This window comes from Paenibacillus sp. FW507-14B1B (assembly GCF_058781425.1).
Window position 1 is genome coordinate 314,308 of sequence record NZ_JBYSWS010000005.1, and the last position, 23,791, is coordinate 338,098.

18 protein-coding genes are annotated in these 23,791 nt (G+C 42.9%); 7 read left to right on the forward strand and 11 right to left on the reverse strand.

Going from position 1 to position 23,791, the window contains the following annotated elements; genetic code table 11:
• The first annotated feature begins 18 nt into the window (after positions 1-18).
• The 5 genes from AC3WJJ_RS22610 (at position 19) to AC3WJJ_RS22630 (ending at position 6,846) form a co-directional block, all read left to right on the forward strand.
• Entirely contained in the window at positions 19-1,542 is a 1,524-nt protein-coding gene (locus AC3WJJ_RS22610) for an ABC transporter substrate-binding protein (protein ID WP_492543992.1), read from the forward strand.
• 40 nt (positions 1,543-1,582) lie between these two features.
• The gene (locus AC3WJJ_RS22615; protein ID WP_422659908.1) at positions 1,583-2,521 is read left to right on the forward strand and encodes an ABC transporter permease; all 939 of its coding nucleotides are present in this window, start codon (positions 1,583-1,585) and stop codon (positions 2,519-2,521) included.
• Between the two features lie 18 nt (positions 2,522-2,539).
• Entirely contained in the window at positions 2,540-3,427 is an 888-nt protein-coding gene (locus tag AC3WJJ_RS22620) for a carbohydrate ABC transporter permease (RefSeq protein WP_422659907.1), read from the forward strand.
• Positions 3,428-3,616: 189 nt separating this feature from the next.
• On the forward strand, positions 3,617-5,293 hold the full coding sequence (locus AC3WJJ_RS22625; protein WP_492543995.1) for a sensor histidine kinase: 1,677 nt from the start codon (positions 3,617-3,619) through the stop codon (positions 5,291-5,293).
• Positions 5,290-6,846 carry a response regulator transcription factor gene (locus tag AC3WJJ_RS22630; RefSeq protein ID WP_492543997.1) on the forward strand — a complete coding sequence of 519 codons (1,557 nt, stop codon included), beginning with the start codon at positions 5,290-5,292 and terminating at the stop codon, positions 6,844-6,846. Before AC3WJJ_RS22625 ends, AC3WJJ_RS22630 begins: the two co-directional genes overlap by 4 nt.
• Positions 6,847-6,848: 2 nt before the next feature.
• Here AC3WJJ_RS22630 and AC3WJJ_RS22635 read toward each other — a convergent pair whose 3' ends face one another.
• The 5 genes from AC3WJJ_RS22635 to AC3WJJ_RS22655 form a co-directional block, all read right to left on the reverse strand.
• Positions 6,849-7,055 carry a hypothetical protein gene (locus tag AC3WJJ_RS22635; protein ID WP_492543999.1) on the reverse strand — a complete coding sequence of 69 codons (207 nt, stop codon included), beginning with the start codon at positions 7,053-7,055 and terminating at the stop codon, positions 6,849-6,851.
• 199 nt (positions 7,056-7,254) lie between these two features.
• Positions 7,255-7,992 (reverse strand): tRNA pseudouridine(38-40) synthase TruA, encoded by a 738-nt coding sequence (gene truA / locus AC3WJJ_RS22640; protein ID WP_492544001.1) that lies wholly within the window; start codon positions 7,990-7,992, stop codon positions 7,255-7,257.
• Positions 7,993-8,189: 197 nt separating this feature from the next.
• A complete protein-coding gene (locus AC3WJJ_RS22645; protein WP_492544003.1) occupies positions 8,190-10,157 on the reverse strand; it encodes a beta-galactosidase in 1,968 nt (655 codons plus the stop codon).
• A gap of 14 nt (positions 10,158-10,171) precedes the next feature.
• Entirely contained in the window at positions 10,172-11,050 is an 879-nt protein-coding gene (locus tag AC3WJJ_RS22650; RefSeq protein ID WP_492544005.1) for a carbohydrate ABC transporter permease, read from the reverse strand.
• Positions 11,051-11,067: 17 nt separating this feature from the next.
• A complete protein-coding gene (locus AC3WJJ_RS22655; protein ID WP_492544007.1) occupies positions 11,068-12,042 on the reverse strand; it encodes an ABC transporter permease in 975 nt (324 codons plus the stop codon).
• A 156-nt stretch (positions 12,043-12,198) separates the two neighbouring features.
• Between AC3WJJ_RS22655 and AC3WJJ_RS22660 the strand changes: the two genes are divergently transcribed.
• Positions 12,199-13,944: a sensor histidine kinase gene (locus tag AC3WJJ_RS22660; protein WP_492544009.1), complete on the forward strand. Its 1,746-nt coding sequence runs from the start codon at positions 12,199-12,201 to the stop codon at positions 13,942-13,944.
• Positions 13,941-15,578 (forward strand): response regulator transcription factor, encoded by a 1,638-nt coding sequence (locus AC3WJJ_RS22665; protein WP_492544011.1) that lies wholly within the window; start codon positions 13,941-13,943, stop codon positions 15,576-15,578. Before AC3WJJ_RS22660 ends, AC3WJJ_RS22665 begins: the two co-directional genes overlap by 4 nt.
• A 53-nt stretch (positions 15,579-15,631) precedes the next feature.
• Here AC3WJJ_RS22665 and AC3WJJ_RS22670 read toward each other — a convergent pair whose 3' ends face one another.
• The 6 genes from AC3WJJ_RS22670 to AC3WJJ_RS22695 form a co-directional block, all read right to left on the reverse strand.
• Positions 15,632-17,293: a type 2 periplasmic-binding domain-containing protein gene (locus AC3WJJ_RS22670; protein ID WP_492544013.1), complete on the reverse strand. Its 1,662-nt coding sequence runs from the start codon at positions 17,291-17,293 to the stop codon at positions 15,632-15,634.
• Positions 17,294-17,523: 230 nt separating this feature from the next.
• A complete protein-coding gene (locus tag AC3WJJ_RS22675) occupies positions 17,524-19,470 on the reverse strand; it encodes a carbohydrate binding domain-containing protein (protein ID WP_492544015.1) in 1,947 nt (648 codons plus the stop codon).
• Entirely contained in the window at positions 19,460-20,428 is a 969-nt protein-coding gene (locus AC3WJJ_RS22680) for a peptidyl-prolyl cis-trans isomerase (RefSeq protein ID WP_492544017.1), read from the reverse strand. The genes AC3WJJ_RS22675 and AC3WJJ_RS22680 overlap by 11 nt, the downstream gene beginning before the upstream one ends.
• Positions 20,429-20,614: 186 nt before the next feature.
• Positions 20,615-21,436 carry a carbohydrate ABC transporter permease gene (locus tag AC3WJJ_RS22685; RefSeq protein WP_492544019.1) on the reverse strand — a complete coding sequence of 274 codons (822 nt, stop codon included), beginning with the start codon at positions 21,434-21,436 and terminating at the stop codon, positions 20,615-20,617.
• Positions 21,421-22,350 (reverse strand): carbohydrate ABC transporter permease, encoded by a 930-nt coding sequence (locus tag AC3WJJ_RS22690; protein WP_492544021.1) that lies wholly within the window; start codon positions 22,348-22,350, stop codon positions 21,421-21,423. Before AC3WJJ_RS22690 ends, AC3WJJ_RS22685 begins: the two co-directional genes overlap by 16 nt.
• A gap of 73 nt (positions 22,351-22,423) precedes the next feature.
• Positions 22,424-23,782, reverse strand: a complete 1,359-nt coding sequence (locus tag AC3WJJ_RS22695) for an ABC transporter substrate-binding protein (protein WP_492544023.1) — start codon at positions 23,780-23,782, stop codon at positions 22,424-22,426.
• Positions 23,783-23,791: the final 9 nt, after the last annotated feature.

Genomic DNA, 23,791 nt, shown 5'->3' on the forward strand with positions numbered 1-23,791 from the left:
GAAGGGTGTTATCGAAAAATGAAACGAATGCTATCATGCCTACTAGTCATGGTAATGGCGCTTTCCATCCTTACGGCTTGTGGAAGCAAAGATACCGATCCGAACACTGGCACCACGGGAGAAGCTGCTACTGGAGATCTGAAAGAGAAAGAACTTGTGAAACTGAACGTGGTCATGATGGCCTCGAACAAGGCGGATACGGCTGAGATCGTTAATGCCGTTAACGAAATCACAAGAGAAAAGCTAAATATTGAGATGGACCTTACATACATTTCTTACGGAAACTATGTACAGCAGACGACAATGATGTTGTCATCTGGTAAAGGCGTGGATCTGCTACCTATATATATGACGCCACTGGCTACCGTTGCTAACAACGGTCAAATCCTTCCACTTGACGATTTGCTAGAGAAGTACGGTCAAGATCTCGTGAAGGAGATCGGGCCACAGTACATTGAAAGCGGACGTGTAGGTGATGACATCTACGGGATTACAACAGGTCGTGACCTTGCTAAGGCCTACGGTTTTGAGATGAGAAAAGACTTGGCTGATAAATACAACATCGATTATGCCAACATTAAGACACTGGATCAGTTGGAGGAAGCTCTCACCATTATCCACGAGAATGAACCTGGCGTTATTCCTGTTGTACCACCAAATGGCGAGCTGGTTCGTAACTGGGGCTGGGATCCACTCGGTGACGACATGACGAACCTCGGCGTATTGATGGACTACGGTAAGGAACTTAAGGTTGTCAATTTGTATGAAACAGACTTCTACAAAGAGTTTATTACACGCACGAATAAATGGTATAACTCCGGTCTAATCATGAAAGATGCAATTAATAACACCGAAAATACCGGCACGATGATGAAAGCAGGCAGCGCATTTGGTGGATTCGCCAACTTGAAGCCTGGATTCGATGTTCAAGAAACAAGAAACTACGCTACAGAGATTGTTGTATCAGAAATCGTTCCTGCTTATACAACGACTTCTGATGTACAGATGGCGACTTGGGCAATCAGCAATGGTACGAAAAACCCAGAAGCCGCTATGAAATTACTTAATCTGATGTATACAGATCCTGATATTATGAACCTCTTAATTTATGGTATTAAAGATAAGCACTATGTAGCTGTTGGTGAGGCTGCAAATGGACAATCCATTATCGATTACCCAGAAGGTTTAGATGCTACAAATAGCGGATATCCTCCTGGTGGTGGTTGGATCTGGCCGAACCAAACCATCGGTCACGTATGGAACGGTAACCCAGCAGATTACTGGGAAATTCAGAAGGACTTTAACAATACAGCAACTCGCTCTGCGGCATATGGATTCACCTTTGATTCAAGCCGTGTACGGAATCAGGTTACAGCGACTTCTAACGTCGTTGCTAAATACCATGACGCCTTGATGGCTGGTGTACTTGACCCTGAAACAACATTGCCAATCTTCCAGAAGGAACTGAAAGATGCTGGTATTGATGACATTATTGCTGAGAAGCAATCCCAGCTTGATCAGTGGGCTGCTAAAAACAAGTAACGCAGCATCTCCACTATAAGCTGAAAGGAGAATGGCAATCATGGCAGCACCTAAGGTAAAAAGAGCTGGATTTAAGAACAAACATAAACGTTTTATTCCCATGTACATCATGATGATTCCCGGCCTCATTTACCTGCTTATCAATAACTATATTCCAATGGCTGGTATCATCATCGCGTTTAAACATATTAACTGGAATAAGGGCATTATCGACAGTCCATTCGCAGGCTTGAGCAATTTCGAATACCTCTTCAAGACAAAAGAAGCATGGATCATTACACGGAACACCTTAGGATATAACCTTGCGTTTATTATCCTCGGCACTTTGATTGCCGTTGCGATCGCTATTATCTTGAATGAAATTCGCTCGAAGTTCTGGAAAAAGAGCTATCAGACCATTATCCTGCTCCCCTACCTGATTTCGATGGTCGTCGTGAGTTATCTCGTATTCGCTCTATTCAGCTCCGAGTCTGGATTTGTGAATCACTCCATTCTAGAGCCTCTCGGTCTAGAAGGTATCTCTTGGTATACACAACCGAAATATTGGCCTTATATTCTAACCATAGTGCATCTATGGAAGACCGTTGGATACAGTTGTATTATCTACTATGCGACGGTCGTCGGCATCGATCGCGGTTACTACGAAGCTGCTGTTATTGATGGGGCCAACCGCTGGAAACAGATCGTACATATCACCTTACCAGCGCTAAAGCCGACGATGATTACGCTCGTGCTGCTTGCGATCGGTACGATCTTCTACTCCGACTTCGGCCTGTTCTACCAAGTTCCTATGGATTCCGGTCCATTGTATGATGTTACGAATACGATCGACACGTATGTTTATCGTGGTTTGATCAAATTGAACGATGTCGGCATGTCTTCTGCCGCGGGTGTGTATCAATCCCTGGTCGGCTTTACACTCGTCTATATCGCGAATCGACTCGTTATTAAATACAGCAAAGAGAACGCGCTATTCTGACGCAAAGGAGAATCGAAAATGGTTGATAATGGTAGAGCCTTTCAGGTCATAGCGAATATCTTCATGTTTTTGTTGATGCTATTCTGCTTGTTTCCGTTTGTACTGCTAGTCGTTTCTTCCTTTACAGATGAAAGCATCCTGATTCGTAACGGGTACTCTTTGTTCCCTGAAAAATTCAGTTTGGAAAGCTATGCGTACATGTTCCAAAAAATCGATACTATACTGCGAGCTTACAGCATCACCGTTATCGTAACGGTTGTCGGTACCGTTAGTAGCTTGCTGCTCACAATATTGCTGGCATACCCTCTTTCAAGAAGAGACTTGCCTCATCGTGGGAAATTCGCTTTCTTCGTCTTTTTTACGATGCTATTTAACGGCGGACTAGTACCTACCTACATCATGTGGACCCGCTATTTAAACATCGATAATACGATCTGGGCTTTGATCATCCCTGCACTATTGCTCAATGCCTTCTATGTAATTATGATGCGTACTTACTTTGCGACAACCATACCCGATGAGGTCATTGAAGCCGGAAGAATGGATGGGGCAGGAGAATTTCGTATTCTCTTCCGCATCGTTCTCCCCATGTCCCTCCCGATGGTTGCTACGCTATCTCTCCTCATCGGACTCAACTACTGGAACGATTGGAGAAACGGTCTGTATTACCTAACGGATCAGAGCTTATTCAGCGTTCAGAACATGCTGAATACGATGCTGCAGGATGTACGCTTCCTAGCAAGCGGTGGTGCTGGTAGTAATGCGAGTGAGATTGCCGCTACCATGCCAAGCGTAGGGATTAAGATGGCTATCGCCGTGGTCGGTGCTTTACCGATCATGGTCGTATATCCTTTCTTCCAACGATATTTTGTAAAAGGAATAACCGTAGGAGCGGTCAAAGGCTAAGCCTTCGGTAGTTCTCACACTAAAAAAAGGACAAACAGTGCAGCAAGGATTTATTTCCTTGCCTGCCTATTGTCCTTTTTTTCGAATCAAAATCTTCATTAATGTGAAGTGATAAAATTCTTCAACCTAGTTCAGTAGTCCTCATGCTATAATATGATTTAAACAAATTTTGGGTTAAGGTGACGACAGATGATAAGAAAGTACAGTGCTTCATTTAAGATGAATGTATTTCGTGCGTTATTACTAATCACATTCCCTTTAATCGGGATGCTACTTGTGTTTAACTTCTATTCTTATTATGCCTTCAATGCAAAATTTGTCGAATCAAACGAGCAATCTTTTGCCCTGTACGCTAAAAATATGCAAACGGATCTAGATGCCGTTGATAAATTCTTATCTAACGTTGCCGTAAGCGATTACAACTATCTCACCCTAAATAGTCCTGTTAGCTCTATCAAGGCACATGTAGCGTCTCATGAGATCATGACCCAATTCAATACGGCGCTGAACTCTTATGAGATAGCTAATGCCTTCTTCATCTATAGTGCGGTCAATGACACGTATCGTGACATATTCAGTAATGGCTACAGCTATGAAGTTAAAGAAGCGATCCGGCAGCATATGCGAACCTTAACCTTTGCTTACGAGAATCACTACTATAATGGTTGGTTATCATACGAAGTTGAAGGGAAAGCCTATCTGTTCAGACTGCTCGGAAAAAATGGTACATACGCGGCTGTCATGGTGGATTTTGATCAGATCCATTCGATGGATCTTGTCCAAAAAGGGACCGAGGTCATTTACGCTAATAATCAAGATATGCCTCTAACGAACAAACAGTTTATTGCAGATCACCAGATCCGCCTGAAGCAAAACAACGAGAATTTCATCCTTGTTGGACAACCCATACCAAACACGGATGTGCAATTGTTCTTCGCCGTTCCGAAGCCTAGTGTATTCAAAGGTGGTCTCGCTTTATTATTCACTTTATCCTTATTCACCATCATGCTTGTCACAATCAGTTTATTCTTCTTCAATCGTTCACTCCTCTCACCTTGGCATCGTCTAATGACGAGTATCGGTAAAGGTTCTTCCCAGGAGCTGAAAGAAGAATATTATATTGAAGAGTTCAAACAAGTAGATTCTACCTTTAACGATATGAATAATCAGATCAATCAATTAAAGATTGTCGCTTACGAACATGAGATTGAGCGGCAAAAAGCAGAACTTCAGCATTTGCAATTGCAAATTCGCCCCCACTTCTTCCTTAACTGCTTGAAGAGCTTGTATGGGATGGCACAACAGCAAAGCTATGAGCGAATACAGCATATGATTCTAGCGATATCCAGTCACCTTCGCTACAATTTCAAGGATAACTTACAACTTGTATCTCTTCATCAAGAAGTCGAACATGTTCTAAACTACATACGCATTCAGCAAATTGGCCATCATATTCCTCCGAAATGTGAATGCAGTATCGATAGTGCACTTGAGGATTTCATTATACCGCCCCTATCCATTCAGGCCTTCGTTGAGAACAGTGTGAAGTATGCGATGAAACCGAATGAACAGCTTCACATTGAGATCAAGGTCATTCTGCTACAGAGCGATGATGGCGATTATGCGGACATTACCATCCAAGATAACGGCGATGGATTTATGGATTCAATTCTGCATGAGCTTAATTACGGAGAAAGTAGCTTCTATACAGATATACATATTGGAATTAGCAACGTACGTCACCGTTTATCCTTGCTGTATGGAGAACGAGCGATGCTTGCCTTTTTCAATAACGATAAGGGAGCCGTTTCCGAGATCATTCTACCAATTAATTCAAGAGTAAGGGACAGGGAGGAAATGGAATGAACGTTCTAGTCGTGGATGATCAATACGATGTAGTACAAGGTGTGATTGCAGGCGTGAACTGGCAGGAACTGCATGTAGATCATGTATACCCCACCTATGGCCCTGACGAAGCAAGAGCTATACTACATACGAATCAAATACATATCATGCTGTGTGACATCGAAATGCCGCTGGAGAATGGACTGGAATTGTTTAAGTGGGTAAAAGCTCAGTATCCTGCCACCGAATGTATCTTCCTGTCTTCTTATTCTGAATTCGAATATGCGCAAGAAGCCATTCAATTAGGCTGCTTCGATTATATTCTTCAACCTGCTAGATATGAGGACATACAAGCTTCGATTGAGCGTGCAATTCATAAAATTCATGCCAATACTCAAAGACAGCAAATCTATGAATATGGCGCTTATTGGCGACAAAATGAAGAGTTTCTACTGGAAAACTGCGTCCGTAGCTTCATGCTTGATCCAGGTAAGCAACCACAGCAGCTGCTCCGAGATTTAAGCAATGTTAATTTTTCCGTTTCTCCCCATGCGCAGTTCTGTTCCATCTTGATCCAACGGACGAGCTCGAACAAGGAGCCGGTTAAGTACGAACTGAGACATGTACTGACAAAGCTCATTGAGCCTTACCACCTTAACTTATTATTCGTGCAGTTGGATCGAGTGAACTATCTAGCTCTTCTGTATGTCGAGGGCCTATTCGACGTCCCTATTACAGAACTATTCACTCAATTTATAGATATGATTCAGAATGAGTTAGGCTATTCTGTCGCCTGCTACATCTCCGATATCGGACATCCCGATAAACTTAAGCTGCACTACAAGGCCCTTTGCCATATGCGTCAGCAGAATGTTGCTTTATATAGCAAGGTCTTTACGATGCAGCATCTAAAGGAGATAAAAGACAGCTCCTTCTCGTTTCCGGACATGCAGAACTGGTCCATGCTCATCTGTCATGGTAGCAGTAAAACCGTTCGCGATCAGATTAATAGCTACCTTCTCCAGCAGAAGCAGCTTGGGATCATGTCTGCTGAATTTCTAGCTCGATTTCATCAGGATTTCATCCAAATCTTTTTGACAGCAGCTAACCAGATGAAGCTAGAGGTGAATGAAATCTTCTTCGAGCAATACCCCTACGCTGATTATATTCAGGCTTATACCTCGCTCGACAAGATGATCGAACTGGTCAATTTCACACTGGATTATGTCCAGGAGCATGCGATGGGGACACACAGCACCCAATCACCGATTGAGCGGGCCATTGAGTATATCAATCAGAATATCGAGAAGAATTTCAGTCGGGCGGAAGTCGCCGAAGCCATCTATCTCAATCCGGAATATTTATCCCGTTTATTTAAGAAAGAGATGGGGATATCTCTGAATGACTTTATCGTCTCACGAAAGATGGAAATTTCGAAGTCGCTTCTAACGAGCACACATATACCTGTTCACATCATCGCATCCAAGGTGGGGTATTCGAACTTCTCTTACTTCTCTCAAGTGTTCAAAAAGCACTGTGGCCTGACTCCAATTGAGTATCGACAGCAAGCGTAATCCTAAGAGAACATATAGCATAGAACGCTACGCATACGAATCATTCCTCCCATCGCTGTTGTGTTCCAATTTCCTTGAACTGGTCTTATCAATTGAAGAAATTGGAACACAAAGGCTATGCTTCCGATGTGAGCTTTTCTTTGAAAAGCTTTTAGGCGACCGCTGCCGCTTGTCCGGAAACGCTTCGTCCCCTCCGCTGCTTCGTGCATATTCCACCATATTTTTTATACATCTCTAAGCAATCGCCCTTTTCCAGCCGGAAAATTTCTCTACTAGAAGAGAACGAGAAGCACACAAAAAATCGCTTGCGACTTGCCTAAATGTCGAATTAGGCAAAAAAATAAGGAGTTCTTCCTAAGTAAGAAATCTTCTTAGGAGACAACTCCTTTTATCATGAGTACGCTATCTCTAAAACTGGATTTTCTCTAAATAAAGCCCACATGCATCAGCCATGCCACCCGTTTGTGAACGCTCCTTCGATTCTATAATCGCAGGGATGGCTTCTGGTTTCTTGTCGCCTAGTCCTACATCAATCAACGTACCCACTATTTTCCGAACCATATTATACAGAAAGCCATTACCGTTTACTCGGAACTGGATAAAACCGTCCTTCTCTTCGATATCTAGTGCGTTGATGGTACGTACCGAATCTTTCTTCTTCGACTTCGCATTGGAATACGCTGTGAAATCATGTTCACCGATAAAATGCTGAGCTGCCTGTTTCATAAGTTCAATATCCAGCTTTTTCGCAACATGCATACTGTACTTACGCATGAAGGGATGGCTGTATGCTTCATTCCAGATCTTATAAATATAGGTTTTATCCTTGGCGTTGTATCTGACATGAAAACGATCATCCACCTGTACAACTTCTGTAATGCTAATGTCCGGAGGTAAATAGTGATTCAAGAAATTCATAATTTTTGATTCAGGCAGCTGATCACTGATCTTGAAATTCGCCACCTGCGCTAACGCATGAACCCCCGCATCGGTTCTGCTCGAACCTATGATTTCAACTTCCCCACCGATCATGACGGAAATGGCATTCTCAATTTTCCCTTGAACGGTATTCTCACTATCTCCTAGCCGCTGCCACCCTTTATAACGCCCACCATCATATTGAATCGTCAATTTATAATTGTTCATGATTGTACTCCCTTTTCCTTTATCGCAACGCAAGGATTCTTATTCATCCTATGATGATCACATCAATAGAGTCTTCACGGATGCATGAACAGTATACCGATATTGCTGTTGATTTACCAGAGATCCGAATGGTTGATAGGAACAAAAAAACCTGACATCCGCATGATGCGAATGTCAGGGGTATCGTTTCCTGAAAGTTAGAACCCTGTTTTCGGTATCTCCCTTGGTACATCTGAATATGGTGCCTGCATACCACTTCTGACGTTGTAGATGTTATCATGTGCTTTTATCATGTGCGACACAAAAGGCCAATATGGCTGCTGGCAAACATCCACTACCCCGATCTGATAGTTCTCTCCATCGAATCGGCCAAGAACCGGCTGATCATTCCACTGAAAATAATGAACCCCAATGATATTCGGGTTGGCTGCGGCCTGTTCGACATAATAGCGATAAGCTTGTCCCCGCTCCTCTTGGGTAGAGAAAGCACGGATGCCACTCGCAAGCATTCCTACATCGGTCGCGCCAAAATGGAACTCGCCAATCATCACCGGCATGTTCAATTGATCAGATATCAACTGAACCAGCTCTTCATCCGGTTTTAATTGATAGGCATTTAAGGAGAAGACATCGAAATATTCACAGCCTTCGAGGATCTCTGGTCTAGAAATGAATGCATACCTCATCCCTAGATTCAAATGGTTCGGAGCTGCCTTCCTGCATGCTAATGCTGGAATTTCAACATAACGACGAATCATGATCCGATCAAACTGTTGCAGGACTTCCCGAACCTCCGGTTTGCGTAGAACATCATAAGCGGTCATGAGAATTTGATCAAAGCTGTTGTACTCGCTCCCCCATGCCTTGTTCAATTCATCGATACTTCCGTAACGATCCCGAAGCCATGCTATCATATGCTGCTTGCTTTTCAGCGGGGCAGAATTCTTTAACAGCATTTCACTAAGACATAGATCGTCAACGAATGCCCAGTGTGGTTCATTCCGCATAAAATAACCGACCATATAACGATTATCACACAGTGTCAGGAGCTGTTCAGCAAATATCTCTGCACGCTGTTCATACGTTTCGCAGAATACATCTGGGAAATCACGGTATACTACATGCTCTGTTGAAGGATAATTGTCCATCGGATACACAAACGGCATTTGAGCATCCTTCATAAATTCAGGGTCTGACCAGTTTCCAATCGTATTAAATCCCCAATCGATAAGCCTGTGCTTCGTAAGCGCTGACCATTCTTCTTTCCATGCTGCACCGAATGCCTTTATTAAATTGGCAACCGCAAAATCATACCCCTGATTCGAAACAGCGTCTTGAAATACGCCACTTGCCTCTAGCTGTTTCGGGAATAGATGACTCACTTGTTCATAAGAAGTTTCACTATGAGGGCGGACACAATCCATACCCACGCTAAATAATGCATACCCATCGGGATCAACGAGCCACCATCTCTTCTTATCAACCTGCGTGCGGAAGAATCCCGTGGATTCGAACTGAAGACTCTTCCACCCTCCATATCCGTTCTCATAGAATGGGGGCATATCATTTCGTTCCTTCTGTAGAAGAGAGATCATTTCTTGTTCAGACTGCATTTTCTCAGGCCAGTTCTTAAGCTGGCATTGTCCCATCGAATCAATATAAGGAAGGTGTTCAAGCATCTGCTCAAGCGGTTCTTGACTCAAATAGATGCTGCCCATACTCCATTCTCTGTCGTTCACCGAAGGAATACTTGATAATGATATTGCCTGAATCTTCGCTTGATCTATCGAATCATCGCCTCTTAGAACGCATTGCATCATTCCCGGGAACCGCTTCAGAAAGAGCTTCTGTCCATTCACAACGGCTAATGGCAAGCATATCCTTGTCTTCACATAAGGCAATGATCCCACATGAACTTCAATCTGCTTGCAGCTCCCATTCTGTTCTGCTTCTTCAAAGTTCACAACAACAACCAAGACATCATGAGATTCATGATACAGATCGAATTGCAGGTATTTATAATCTGCCCACTCTATTTCTGGCGTTTCTAAGCGAAGCACTCCGCCATCTTTTCCTGCCTGAACGTGGTACAGATCCATTTGCTTCACCGCAGATATCTTACCGGTCACAGGAACAAACCGATCAACTTCAATCACCTTTTTCATTATAGTTCCCCTCCTTACTCCTTAACTGCTCCTAATACGATACCTTTCACAAAATACTTTTGCAGAAATGGATACACCGCCAAAATCGGGAATGCCGCAATAAAGATCTGTGCCGCTTTCACGGTCCGTTGAGACAAGTTCTCTAAGTCTCTTGGATCTAAGCTAATCTTGCTAAAGTCCTGCTGAACCACTACCGTCTGCAAATAAGTAGCCATCGGGTATTTTTTCGAATCTGTCAGATAGATAAGACCATCAAACCAAGAGTTCCACTGCCACACGAGCGTGAATAATCCAATCGTAGCGATCGCAGGCATAGATACAGGTAGATACACACGCCATAATGTTGAGAAAATACCGGCTCCATCCAGATAAGCGGCTTCTTCAAGTTCTTTTGGAATAGCTTTGAAGAAATTCATCATAAGGATCATATTGTATACGCCCACGGCTCCAGGAAGCACCAAAGCCCAGATCGTATTCACAAGATTAAGGTTAGATATTAATAGATATGTAGGTACCAAGCCGCCGTTAAACATCATCGTGAATACAAAGATCCAGATGTAGTAGTTCCGACTTTTAAAATAATGATATTCCTTAGAAAGAGCATATCCCGCAGCAATAATCAAGCTCATACCTATAGCTGTTCCGAGTACGGTACGCAGAATGGATACAAAGAATGAACGAACAAAATTAATATTATTAAGTGTCTTATCATAAGACTCCAGTGTGAAATCTATAGGCCATAATCCCACAATATTGGCGTTAGCCGCTCCTCGTCCGCTAAAAGAAACAGCCAAGATATGAATCATCGGAAAAATACATAGTAACGCCAAGATAATGAGAAATGTTGAATTCATTACGCTAAAAATTCGGTAGCCCTTACTTTTATAGTACATATCGCTCTCTCCTTCTCCTACCAGATTCGGTAATTGGCATATTTGTAAGCTAACCGATAGGAATAAACCACCAAAGCAAAGCTAATGACGGATTTAAACAATCCAATTGCGGTCGCGAAGCTGAAATTACCTTCTAGTAAAGCGTTACGATATACAAACGTGTCGATAATGTCTCCTTTTCCATAGACCAGCGGATTGTATAGGTTAAACACTTGGTCAAATCCGGCATTCAGGATGTTTCCTAGCTGCAGTGTTCCGATGACCACGATGATGGGAAGCATGCCAGGCAGGGTAACATTCAGTACCTGCTTCAGCCTTGAAGCACCATCAACCTCAGCTGCCTCATAAATAGAAGGATTGATCCCGGCAATGGCTGCAAGGTAGACGATGGCACTAAAGCCGAACTCTTTCCATATATCACTGATCACGAGCGTAAACCGGAACCAGTTACCATCCCCAAGGAAGAATATAGGCTGAATCCCGAAGTACTGTAGAATCTGATTGATCAATCCGCCGTTGATTGACAGAATATCGATGAGGATCCCGCCGAGGATAACCCAAGATAGAAAGTGCGGCAGATAGACAAGGGTCTGAATCGAGCGTTTGAGTCCCATATTTCGAACTTCATTGAGTAATAGGGCAAACACAATGGGAAAGACCATTCCAATGGATATTTTCAGTACCGCAATAATAAAGGTGTTCCATATCACACTTACGGTATCATCGAATAGGAAAAGTTCGCGAAAATGCGATAAGCCTACCCATTCAGATCCAAAGAATCCGAGCCACGGCTTATAATCCTGAAAAGCAATAACAAGTCCGAACATGGGCACATATTGAAACAGAATAGTAAGCACAAGGGCTGGTAATATCAAGAGATGCAGCGGCAGTGTTTTCTTCAAATTCCTCTTCAAATTCGAACGCTTAGGATATTTCTTGGGAAGTTGAATGTTCAAGCCTGCTTGACTATTCTCTCCATTCAAATTGGACATATCTCTCTTTCTCCCTTCAAATGTCGAACCGTGTAGGATGTGTTCTGTGTTATAATAATTGTACCTACGCAGGGATAATCTTCCTATGTCCGGATCTTAACTTCTATGTCCTCACTCAGAACTTTTTAAATACCTACATCACTTGAGGTGCCAGTCATGGTAAAGTATAAGCTGTTTCGAATCTTGCTCCTGTCCTTTATATCCATCCTACTTGCAATCAGTTTACTCTTTGCGATCACCGAGCGGGTAAGCGAGAACGTGTTACAACAGAACCTACAGAATACATCCTTAAATCAGCTTTCACATGCTGTAGATGAGATGGAACAAGATCTTAAACAGCTTGAGATCTTAACTGTGCTTCTCTCGAATGACAGCAGTATTAAAAGCTATGGTACCTCCAAGGACTTTTCACCTTACCTAAACAGCCTACTCCTACGAAAAAATATTGAAGAGAAGCTATTAACCCAGAGCTACGCCAATATCGTTCATAGCAGCGTGTATGTTTATTGGCCACAGCTTAATCAAGTGCTTACCTCCACAGATAACAGAACCGTTCGAACCTATGATGAAGATCAATGGCCTAAGCTGCCTAAGTTCAACTGGTTCATTAGCCAAGAGAATGGCTTCGAGCTTCGATATATTCTAGTTGCTCCATTCTTAAAGACGCAGAACCTCAGCGAAGTGAATTTTACGGTTGAGACCGCACTCGGCGAACCCTTTCTACAGAATGTGTTAAATGGTGTGGAAGCTGCCGGTAACGGAAAGGCATTCTTCTATAATCCGAACTTTTCCCCGATAACCCTGGGAGAAGTAAATGAACCGCTGCTCCAGCAGATCCGTGACCTATATGCGACCAACACATTTTCAACAGGAAAGCTAAATCATCAGACGGTAAAAATCAATCAAGAACACTACTTAATTCAGTCGGTATCCAGCTCTGTACTGAATTGGGAGCTCGTTCATTACATTCCGTTAGACGACTTCTTGAAACCGCTTAACCAAACAAAAACCCTCACTCGGTTCAGTCTTGCATTCCTTTGTGTATCGGGTGTGTTAATGCTTCTTATGCTCTATCGCAATATCATGAAACCTTTCAGCTACCTCATTCGAAAGATTGAGGCCCTCGGACAAGGGGCCTATGAAAGCCGAGTCCACCTCAAACTAAACAATGAGTATGATTACTTATTCGAACGATTTAACGAGATGGCAGACCGAATTCAGACCTTGATCGAAGACGTGTACGAAGAGAAGCTTCTATCCCGTGAAGCGGTATACAAGCAGCTGCAATCCCAGATTAATCCACACTTTCTGTACAACTGTCTCTTCTACATTGTAAGTATGGCTAAGAAAGATCCGGATGCTGTTATACAAATGGCTAAGAATCTAGCTGAATATTACCGATTTATTACGAAAAATAATGTTCAGCATGAAATCTCACTGGAAGAAGAGCTCAAATGGATTAAGAGCTATTTATCTGTTCAAAGTCTCCGAAATCCAAAAATCATCTATACCATGGATATCGAAGAATCCATGAAACCATTATTGGTTCCCCCACTATTTCTGCAACCCATTGTTGAGAATAGTATTGTTCACGGAATCGATAGCAAGATCGGGGCTGGGCAGATTCGAATATGCGGACAAGTCGTGGACGACATGTACTGTTTCACAGTTGAAGATGACGGATATGGCCTGCAGCCAGAGGAAATGAAGCAACTCTCAACAAAAATTACTAACAAACAGAACAGTAGTGGAAATGGATCGGGATTTGGTCTTTGGAATATTCATCAGAGACTGCAACATCGCTACGGCAATACTTCAGGTGTTCAGATAGAGCGATCTGAACTTGGCGGCTTGAAGGTTACTGTGCACTGGACATCCAAGGAGGATAGACACTTACCATGAATATGTTAATTGTGGATGATGAGGCATTTGTATTAGACTACCTGAGCGATCATATTGAAATTGATCGCTTCGACATTCAGCAAATATACTGTGCTAACTCCGTGGACGAAGCATTAATTTATGTTGGAGAACATGCAATAGATATCATCATTACGGATATTCGTATGCCCGAAAAGAGTGGCCTTGAGCTACTGGCACAGGTCCGCTCTCAAACACCCAATATCATCGTTATTCTCTTATCCGGTTATGCCGAATTTGACTATGCCAAGCAGGCACTAAGTCACGGTGCATTTGACTATCTGCTTAAACCCGCCTCTCCTGAAGAAATAAACGAGTGTATCGACAAGGCACTTAAAGGGCGGCAACGCCCACAAAGTACGGATCTCGTTCAAGAAGAGGCACAGCAACAGAATAAGACCGATATGCAGTCAGCAAAAGAGAAGCTGCTTCTTGACCTTCTTCTGGGTAGCCGTTACACCGTTGGCTCTGTATCCGACCGAATGGCCGCGCTTCACATGAAGGAGCTTTCTAACTCTCACGTGAGATTAGCGATTCTTCGATTGGAGGCTAAAGATTCGGCTACTTCGGACTCCATCGAAGACACTCAGTTATTGTCATATTCTCTAGCGAATATAGCAGAAGAGATATTCAATACTGGACTTACAGAGCCAAGCTTTTGGAGCTGTAGAGATCCCCATGATTACACGATTATCCTTCTTGAAGAGAGTTACTGGGTGAACGAAGATCAGTTCCGTGACAAATTACTAACCCTGCAGCAGCAGATTAAGCTATATCTCAATCGGTCTGTATCCCTGCTCATTAGTCAATCCTTTCAATTCCCTAAACCATTAGATCAGGAATATCACCAGGCTTTACGATACTTCTGGAAACATATCGGAAGTCATACCGCTGAACTGCAGTACATGGACAATTCTATTAAAGGTGCAGAATACAGACCCCTTAGTCGTCTCTATCAACCCCCATCTATTCAGAATCTAATGGAGTCCGGGCAATGGGATGAGGCTAGGGACAGACTGAATTTTATCTTTCAGGAACTGGAATCGGATATCTACCGAACGCAGGACCATTTATTAGAATTGTATTATTACTTATGTAGCGCTCTTTCTTATATCTCTCATAAGCAAGGTCTGCGATTAATGGATCTCGTTGATCAGCCGGAATACCTCCGAAACGGTTATTATTTCAAGACCGCTTCTCAATTGAAGAACTGGGTATTATCCTTAATCGAACAATTCAAGAAGAGCTTTGATGAGCCTAACTCGAAAAAACATTCCCATATCATCATGCAAGTTCATCGTTTCATTGAGCAGCATCTGAACGAAGACGTCACCTTAAAGACCATCGCAGATCATATTTATCTACACCCTGTGTACCTGTCTAGGCTGTATAAGAAAGAGATGGGGATGACGTTGTCTGCTTATATTACCAAGATCCGTCTTGAGAAGGCCGTATACCTCTTAACGCAAACCAACAAGAAAATATTCGAAATATCCAAAGAGATTGGCTATCATAAACCTCAATACTTTATCAGTCTGTTCAAAGAACAGTATCTACTTACTCCCCAAGAATTCAGAGATAAGCAGCTTATGGAAGTTTCACCTGACAATAAGTAATCACAAAAATCCCCCTTCAAAGTCTTTCATAGACATACGAAGGGGGATTTCGATTATTTACTTACACTTTGATACCATTCGTTGACTTCGTTCTCAATCTCCTGTCCACCTTTTGCATACCAATCCGTTACGAGTTTATCAAAGCTGTCGAGAGGCTCATCTGTAAAGATAATCTTCGCATAAGTTTCCAGAAGCATCTTGTCTAAACTTCCACCTTTGCTACGCATGGTCTTGGTCGGTGCTCCTAGGAATTTATCCGGTGTGTTGGATGCCTTTAATTCGTAGTTTATCGCGCCTGCCTTCATGGTAACTTCATTTTGCGTCATAGCCCTTTTTTCACCCTCAGTGGTTGGTTCTTTACCATTGAAGAGGTCGTACGCTGTTTGAGAATCCTTTAACGGAATCTGTGGCGCGTTCCAGAACAAGGTGTATTTACTCGGCGTACCTTTACTTTCTACTGGCGTTGGGAACTTCTTACCCTCATAAACAGGTTGTCCGTCCACTAATGCATAATCGTAGCCTTCAAAGAATCCGTATTTAAAATCGCCTGTCTCATATGCATAATCATAAATTTTATCGAAATATTCAAAGAAACGATCCATATGTTTGAAATCCTTGTTGAACAGCATGACTCTGTTCTCATTAAGCGTATTCATAAATCTAGCTGATTGTCCGTCTGGTCCTGTTGGCAGAGCATATACATTAATCTTAGCATCTGGATTCGTACCATATAGATCGGCTAAAGGCCAGCCTTCTGCCCAGCTTGGTGCAGCGATCATGCCGGATCTGCCCTGAATGAAACTTTCTGTAGCTTTAATCGGATCAAGAATGGGAGCCTCCGGATCGATATAACCTTTCTGCGCCCATTCTTTCAGCTTGCCAAGACCTTGCTTCATCTCAGGAAGAACAGAACCGAACTTTAACTTCCCATCGATTTCAGCCCATGTATTAGGTATGGAATTGCCTGTATATGCGCCGAATATAAAGCTTGTATCGGACATCCAGTTGGAGAATCCCTCACGAGCGGAAAATGAAAACCCAATCGTATCCTTCTTACCATTCTTGTCCGGATCACCATTTGTAAAGGCATCCATGACCTTCTCAAATTCCTCAATCGTCTTTGGTGCCTCAAGATTCAGGGCATCAAGCCAATCTTGTCTAACCCATAATACGGGGTTCGTTCCATCCCCCGCTGAGAAGATAGGCACACCGTACAAGCCATCCTCTGTCTTTAGCTGATTCAGAGACTGTTCGAATTCAGTGTATAACTTCTTTAGACGTTCGGATGCATATTGATCAAATGCTTCTGATATTTCCATCACTTTACCGGATGCGATAAAATCAGCTACGAGTGAGCGATCCTGAACGATGAATAGGTCTGGCAGATCTTCTCCAGTTGAAAGAGCAAGCCTTAACTTTGTATGGTAAGCATTATTGTCTGCCGTCGTCCATATATCTTTGAAATCAATTCCCAGCTTCTCCTTTGCCCATTTATTATGGACATTGTTCGTAATATCTTCTCCATTTACAAAGATTACGTCACTGCCTACAGGTCTAGCTGTTGTAATGGTAACCGGTCCTGTCTCTACCTGCTCTCCGGCAGCCGTCCCTTGATCAGCACCACCATCTGCCTTGTTCCCTCCTGAACAACCTGCAATAAAGCTAACCATAAGCAATAGTAATAATGACCCTTTTAATTTCTTTCTAATCTTCACTTATTCTTCCCCCCTCAAGTTATAGCCTTTCGATATCTTTAGTATATTGTTCGGTAGGTTAGAGCGTATATGCCCGATAATCAACATCTATGAATGAAAAAGAACTAGTTGAGCAGCTCTCTCGTGCACAAAAGTAAATCACAAAATAAAAGGAAAGAAGCAGGCACGTTAGGGATTTCCCCCAAGGTCTAGCCTGCTTCTGATGATCAGGAAAAGCCAACCACCTTCATCTAATTCTTAGTCAGTGTCATATCATCCCCATAGGCATTAGCACTACCTGAAGGTTTGTAAACATAGACCGTTGCGGTCGTATTGCTTGCACCAGTTGTAAATGTAAGACTACCTTCGGAATAATCCGTGGTTGTGATGACCGAATACTTCTCTGCACCTCCATAGTTCTTCACACCAATACGAACAGGTTGACTGCTATTCGTTGTCTTCGCATAACCGGTGAGCGTGTAAGTCGTATTCGGTTCCAAGTTTACGATTTGCTCCGCAGATCCAGGTCCTCCGGCCAACTGAACAGCGTAGGATCCACTTCTAGCATTACCACTCACTACACTGGCAGTGTTCCAATTACTCCATGGCATCAGAACTCCAGATTCAAACCCACCATTAATCATCAGATTCGAAGGGGCCGTAACGCCCGGTCCATTATAGGCACCTCGGTTCGGAGCTGAGGAAGAGGAAACTGCGTTACCCCAGTAATCTTTACCTCCGTTATTCGAAATGACTTTTCCTGAACCGATTGCCGGAGATCCCGTCACCAGCTTATAACCATCAACGGAGGATCTGCCAATGCTGCCGCTACCTGCACTAGCAAGCATAGGATTGCTTGTCAATTTGTTTGCATCGGATGGTTCGCCCGTCGTGTGAACTCCGTAAATGGTGTTGTGATCGAACTGAAGATTAGCGATGTTAGACAGCCCTTGCCAGCTGCCAGCACCTTGAAGCATCCATATGTTATTCGTAAAAGATATCGACTTGGTATATCCGCCCCAGCTATTCACATAGATTGGCATTGTCGAGCTACCCGTTGGTAGATAGATCGTGTTGTTGTATACCTGTGTATTCGTTGTAGGTCCTGCCAACTGAAATACCCGGGCTTTATCATTTTGGCTGATGTTGTATCTTACAATACCGCCATCATTCGTCGCACCACCTGGCTGGCAGATCAGGATAAATCCGCCGTCATTATCGTGGCTGTAATTGTATTGAACAATCGTGCCGGTCTGACCATAATCAATATCGAATCCTTGACCGTCCTGTGTTGTATTTCCATTGAAAGCCTCGTTATATTGAATGATCGTATTGTCTGCATTCCATGCCCAGATACCTGCGTTCACAGTCCCTGATCTCATGTTAAAACCATTGACGGTGTTATATTCGACAACAGCCCCTTGGGTTGCCATCGGTACGATGCCATCTCCACCTACGTCTGTGACATAATTGTTCGATATCTTCACATTCGTACTAGGATACCAGTTGTTCGTTCCCGCGCAGCCACTGCCTGTTCTGCACCAGTAATCGGAATTTATATCGATCCCTGTCCGGTCTACCCGAGGTCCAACGGTATTGCCATCAATCAGGATATCCTGATAGTTCGACTTCACGGAGCCTGCAATGGTACGCACCTTAATTCCTGAACTTCCGTTGCCATCTTTAACGTTATTGCCGAATACATCGTGTACGTTATTGCCAATAAGATGGATATGATTTAGTGTTCCCGCATCCTGATTTACGATATAAATACCGTTACGGCGCGAGCTCGAACCATTACTGTTCGTAATTTCTAGATTCTTAATTTCCCAGTATTGCTGATTATATAAGTATACGGCTGCCTCATTCCCGTTACCGTTAATAAGTGGTGAATTTCCCGTTCCGTATTGATCGATGACAATTGGAGCACTACTCGTTCCACTGCCTTTGGGCCATAGCGTTCCGGTCCAGCTGCCACCACGCTTCAGAAGTATTTGGTCCCCTGGCTGAAAGGTTACCGCATTTACTTTATCGAGTGTTTTCCACGCTGCGCTTGTCCCTGTACCCGTATTAGAGTCATTACCATCTGCGGAATCCACATAATATGTAGCGGCTGATACTGCAGCGGCGTAGAACACAGCCCCCACGATAAATACAATTACGGTCATCCCGAAGCTTCGCATAAACTTAGTTATCATTAACATTCACTCCTTTAATCTTCACTTCTGACAATGCCATCTGCTGCTTTAGAAAAGATTGAAAGTAATCATCGGTATAGTGCCGAATCACCTCCTCCCGAATCTCCTCAAAGTTCTTGAATCCCTCTGCGTGCTTATCCGCAATCATGACCACGAAATATTGCTTCTCATCCTCTAGAACCTCACTTACTTCGCCTGGCGATAGATTGGTTACAAGGTGATAGAAGCCACTACGATACTTAGATACTTCTCTGTAATTCTCCTCATTGATCGTTTCGATCTCTGTGAATCCCTCTTCTTCCAACTGATGATAGAGCTTCATAAAATCTTGTCCTGCCTTTAATCCCTGCTCGATCTGGTGTATCCTTTGCTCAGCTCCCGATATTCCCTTTGGCTGTATGATTTTATAAAGCTTAATCGTATCGTGCTTTTTACCGAATCTATCGCGGTTCTGTTCATAATAATCCATGAGCTTGTCATCGCTGATGTCCAATTCTTGCTCGGACCATTTGCTTTTGAGAGAATTGATCATATTCGCGTGACGGTAATCATAATAAGTTAGCTGCGAGTATTGCCTTGGGCCATAGATGACTTCCTTGTTCGTAAGGGCCTTCGCTCTTCTCTGGTTCTCTAAGTCAAACTCCTCTAGAAACGCTGAAAATGAGCTATCCTTCAAAATGCCATATTTCACAGCAAGCTGCTGTGCTACCTTAACCTCAAGCAAACGATCCATTGCCTCTTTGTTATGCTCAAAATCAGTTTCTCCCGCTGGAGCCCTTCCAGATAACTGCATGATTAGGTGCATTTCCTCTTTCGCCACAGGAATACGATTCAGAGTAGCTGGTTCATCCTGAGACTTCATTTGGGCTACTTCCGTCTTATCTGGCGTACTCCATAGAAATAATAGGATCATTCCAAGAAATGTGACGGAACCTAGTAGCAATATAATTTTCTTCATGGACATCACCTCAAAATTTAAGTTAAGCGCTTACATTTTGACTATTTCAGAGTATCCCATTACGTAACTTGGGAACATGCCCGAATCTTAAGATACAAGCCTCATTGTTAACTTTTTTATGAACAAGGGACTCTTGAACTGTGCTTAGAAAGCAGTTATCAAGAATCCCTATTGGGTATGGAACCATTAACCCTTTATGCCTGACATGGCTATACCTTGAACAAAGTACTTCTGTAGAACAGCGAATATAATGATTGGAACAACAACGATCAGACACGCTCCAGCCATCTGTAATGCGTAGTTCTTACCTGCCTCCAGCTGGAAATATTCCAAACCTACCGTAACTAGCTGCTTATCAATATCATTGATAAATATAAACGGTGTAATGAAATCGTTCCAAGTCCAGATAAACGTAAAGAGTCCCATCGTAATTAACGCAGGCACCGCAAGCGGCAGGATGATTTTGAAATAGATGCCGAAATGTGATGCACCATCAATCAGTGATGATTCGGTAAGATCTTTAGGAATCCCCATGAAAAATTGACGAAGCAGGAAGATGAAAAACACATCAAATGCCGCTGGAAGAATAATAACCCAGTGTGTATTTATAAGCCCCATGTACTTGTACAGCATGAATTTGGCCACGATCGTCGTATCATGTGGAATCATCATCGCACTTAAAAGGAACAAGAACAGAATATTCTTACCGGGAAATGAAAGTCTAGCAAAAGCATAAGCAGCCATCGTTACGAAGAACCCTCTAAAAATAACGGTTAACACAACGGTACTGAATGAATTCCAATACCACTGAAAGTAATACTTGTGATTGAATATCGTTTCATAATTCAAGGTGAATATCTTATCCGGTATAATCTGCATCGGGTTCACAAACACATCCGCCGGTGCTTTTAATGAAGCTGAGATCATAAATACAAAAGGGACAACCATAATGATGCCAATAATCAGCATGAATAGGTTATATAAACTTTTTCTTAATAATGTACCCATCGCTTCTGTCCTTTCCATTGAATAATCGTGATGACAAGCACAATGGCGAATAGGATCATCGCTTGCGCGGATGCATAACTGTAATGGTTCAAGGTAAAGGCTTCTTCATAAATGTTCAGCGAGATAACCCGTGAGGAAGTGCCCGGACCTCCGTTCGTCAGCATACGGACAGACGCATAGTTTTGAAAGGAACCAATAATGCTCGTAATGACCAGGAAGAAGGTTGTAGGTGAAATGGCAGGAAGCGTAATGGACCAGAGTCTTCTAAACCGGCTAGCACCATCTATATCCGCTGCCTCGTATAGTTCTTTGTTAACACCTTGCAGAGCGGCTAGAAAGACAATTGTCTGGAAGGCAAGGCTTTGCCATACATTGATACCCGCAATGGTTGGGAGAGCTGTCTTGACACCACTGAGCCACATCGGTGGAGTACCACCTAGCTTTTCAATAATCTGATTAATAGGCCCTCCGAATGGATCTAACAGAATCGACCATACAATAGATACAGCCACAACATTCGCTACGTATGGCATCAGAATCAATGTCCGAGTAAGCCCACGCAAAGCAAATGTCTTATTCAATAGTGTTGCCATCACAAAAGATAGAATGATAAGCCCTGGGACATAGAACACGGTATAGATAAAGCTCTTTACAAATGCATTTAGAGCAATCGGATCGTTGAACAGCCTCGTGTAGTTATCGATACCAATAAATTTAATCATGCTCAGTGGTTTAAAGGTGTTGAAGTCCATCAGACTGATGACGACGGAATATACCATAGGAATCACATTAAATATAATAAATCCAATAATAAAAGGAAGAACGAAGATTAGCGCTGTTCCTTTCTCGCGATACCCTAACTGAGAGATTCTGTAGAAAATACTAGGCTTGTCTGTCTTAACGTTACTTTTCATATGAATGGCTCCTTAGGAAGAATGAAGGACTCCCGTGGCTGTTGACCAAAGGAATCCTTCTCAATTATGCTTGCTACTCTCCGCCGGCATCCTTGATCGCTTGGTCAGCGCGTGTTTTAATCGACTTTACCGTATCCTCTAATGATTTTTGCCCGACCAGATACAGTTCAGCTTCTTGGAGGATAATATTACTGTACTCTGTCGAACCAGGACCCGTAATCTTCTCATCCACAAACCCAAGGTTGTTCGAAACAAGTGCTTTATCTAATTCTTCCACTGTAATCTCACCATTCAGATCATCGGAAGTCTTTTGGAACAATTGTTTAATATCATCATCGCTCAAATCAGAACGAGCTGGCAGATTACCGTTATATTTATAACTGTTCTCAGCCATCCACTTCACATAGGTATATGCTTCTTCCGGATGCTCAGCATTCTTGTTAATGCCATAACCCGCTACAATACCAAAGTTGTTACTGCCGTTACCATCTGCAGGTACTGGAATTTGGGTGATCCCCACTTCCCAATCTCTCGGATAGGTTGTTTTATCTTTGAACTGGTTCGTGTACCATGTTCCGATAAAGTGCATACCATAATCACCGGACATGAAACCGTCCCATGACAGCTTCTTAGATTTAAACTCAAGCCAGCTTGGCTGAATTTTATGAACCGTTCCTAGATCTCCAAAGAACTGGAGCGCATTCTTGAATGCAGGATCATCATAGTTCGAAGTTCCATCTTCCTTATAACCACTGACGTTATACTGTCTTGCCAGCATGTACATGTAGTTGTCGTAATCCAGCATGTAGGAACCGTAGATTCCTTTTTCCGGATTGGTTAATTTTTTGGCAGTATCGATATATTCGTCCCACGTCCAATCCCCGGATGGGTAAGGCACGCCTGCTTCATCAAAAATTTTCTTGTTGTAATACACAGCCCATTTTCCCGCTTGGTCCGGGAATACATAGGTTTTGCCATCTACGAATTTAGGTAGATAATCGCCATAGACCTTAGCGGCGTCATAGCTTTCTTTGGTCATAAATTCATCCAAAGGATATAACCATCCATTCGATCCATACTTATCGATAAGAATCGGATTGGAGAGACGGATAACGTCTGTCTTTTCACCAGAAATCATATCGACATCAATTTTTTTATAGACCTCGATTCCATCACCCGGAACAACATTCATCTCGATCTTAATGCCTGTTTCTGCTGTGAAATCTGCATTTTTCTTCTTAATCTCTTCACTTTCCGCTCGCTTGGCATCCTCATACACCGTAACAACTCTGTCCTTCTTCGCTGCGTTTCCATCTTCAGATGTTGTATCCGCTGAACCTGACGGTGATTCTGAAGCGTTTCCACAAGCTGTCATGAGCAGCATGAATGCGAGTAGAAGAATACTCGTATGTCTCTTTGTCTTTTGTGCCACAATAACCCC

Coding starts and splice junctions, on each gene's coding strand:
- AC3WJJ_RS22610 (WP_492543992.1), top strand. CDS start 19: ATGAAACGAATGCTATCATGCCTACTAGTCATGGTAATGGCGCTTTCC.
- AC3WJJ_RS22615 (WP_422659908.1), top strand. CDS start 1,583: ATGGCAGCACCTAAGGTAAAAAGAGCTGGATTTAAGAACAAACATAAA.
- AC3WJJ_RS22620 (WP_422659907.1), top strand. CDS start 2,540: ATGGTTGATAATGGTAGAGCCTTTCAGGTCATAGCGAATATCTTCATG.
- AC3WJJ_RS22625 (WP_492543995.1), top strand. CDS start 3,617: ATGATAAGAAAGTACAGTGCTTCATTTAAGATGAATGTATTTCGTGCG.
- AC3WJJ_RS22630 (WP_492543997.1), top strand. CDS start 5,290: ATGAACGTTCTAGTCGTGGATGATCAATACGATGTAGTACAAGGTGTG.
- AC3WJJ_RS22635 (WP_492543999.1), bottom strand. CDS start 7,055: ATGCACGAAGCAGCGGAGGGGACGAAGCGTTTCCGGACAAGCGGCAGC.
- truA (WP_492544001.1), bottom strand. CDS start 7,992: ATGAACAATTATAAATTGACGATTCAATATGATGGTGGGCGTTATAAA.
- AC3WJJ_RS22645 (WP_492544003.1), bottom strand. CDS start 10,157: ATGAAAAAGGTGATTGAAGTTGATCGGTTTGTTCCTGTGACCGGTAAG.
- AC3WJJ_RS22650 (WP_492544005.1), bottom strand. CDS start 11,050: ATGTACTATAAAAGTAAGGGCTACCGAATTTTTAGCGTAATGAATTCA.
- AC3WJJ_RS22655 (WP_492544007.1), bottom strand. CDS start 12,042: ATGTCCAATTTGAATGGAGAGAATAGTCAAGCAGGCTTGAACATTCAA.
- AC3WJJ_RS22660 (WP_492544009.1), top strand. CDS start 12,199: ATGGTAAAGTATAAGCTGTTTCGAATCTTGCTCCTGTCCTTTATATCC.
- AC3WJJ_RS22665 (WP_492544011.1), top strand. CDS start 13,941: ATGAATATGTTAATTGTGGATGATGAGGCATTTGTATTAGACTACCTG.
- AC3WJJ_RS22675 (WP_492544015.1), bottom strand. CDS start 19,470: ATGATAACTAAGTTTATGCGAAGCTTCGGGATGACCGTAATTGTATTT.
- AC3WJJ_RS22680 (WP_492544017.1), bottom strand. CDS start 20,428: ATGAAGAAAATTATATTGCTACTAGGTTCCGTCACATTTCTTGGAATG.
- AC3WJJ_RS22685 (WP_492544019.1), bottom strand. CDS start 21,436: ATGGGTACATTATTAAGAAAAAGTTTATATAACCTATTCATGCTGATT.
- AC3WJJ_RS22690 (WP_492544021.1), bottom strand. CDS start 22,350: ATGAAAAGTAACGTTAAGACAGACAAGCCTAGTATTTTCTACAGAATC.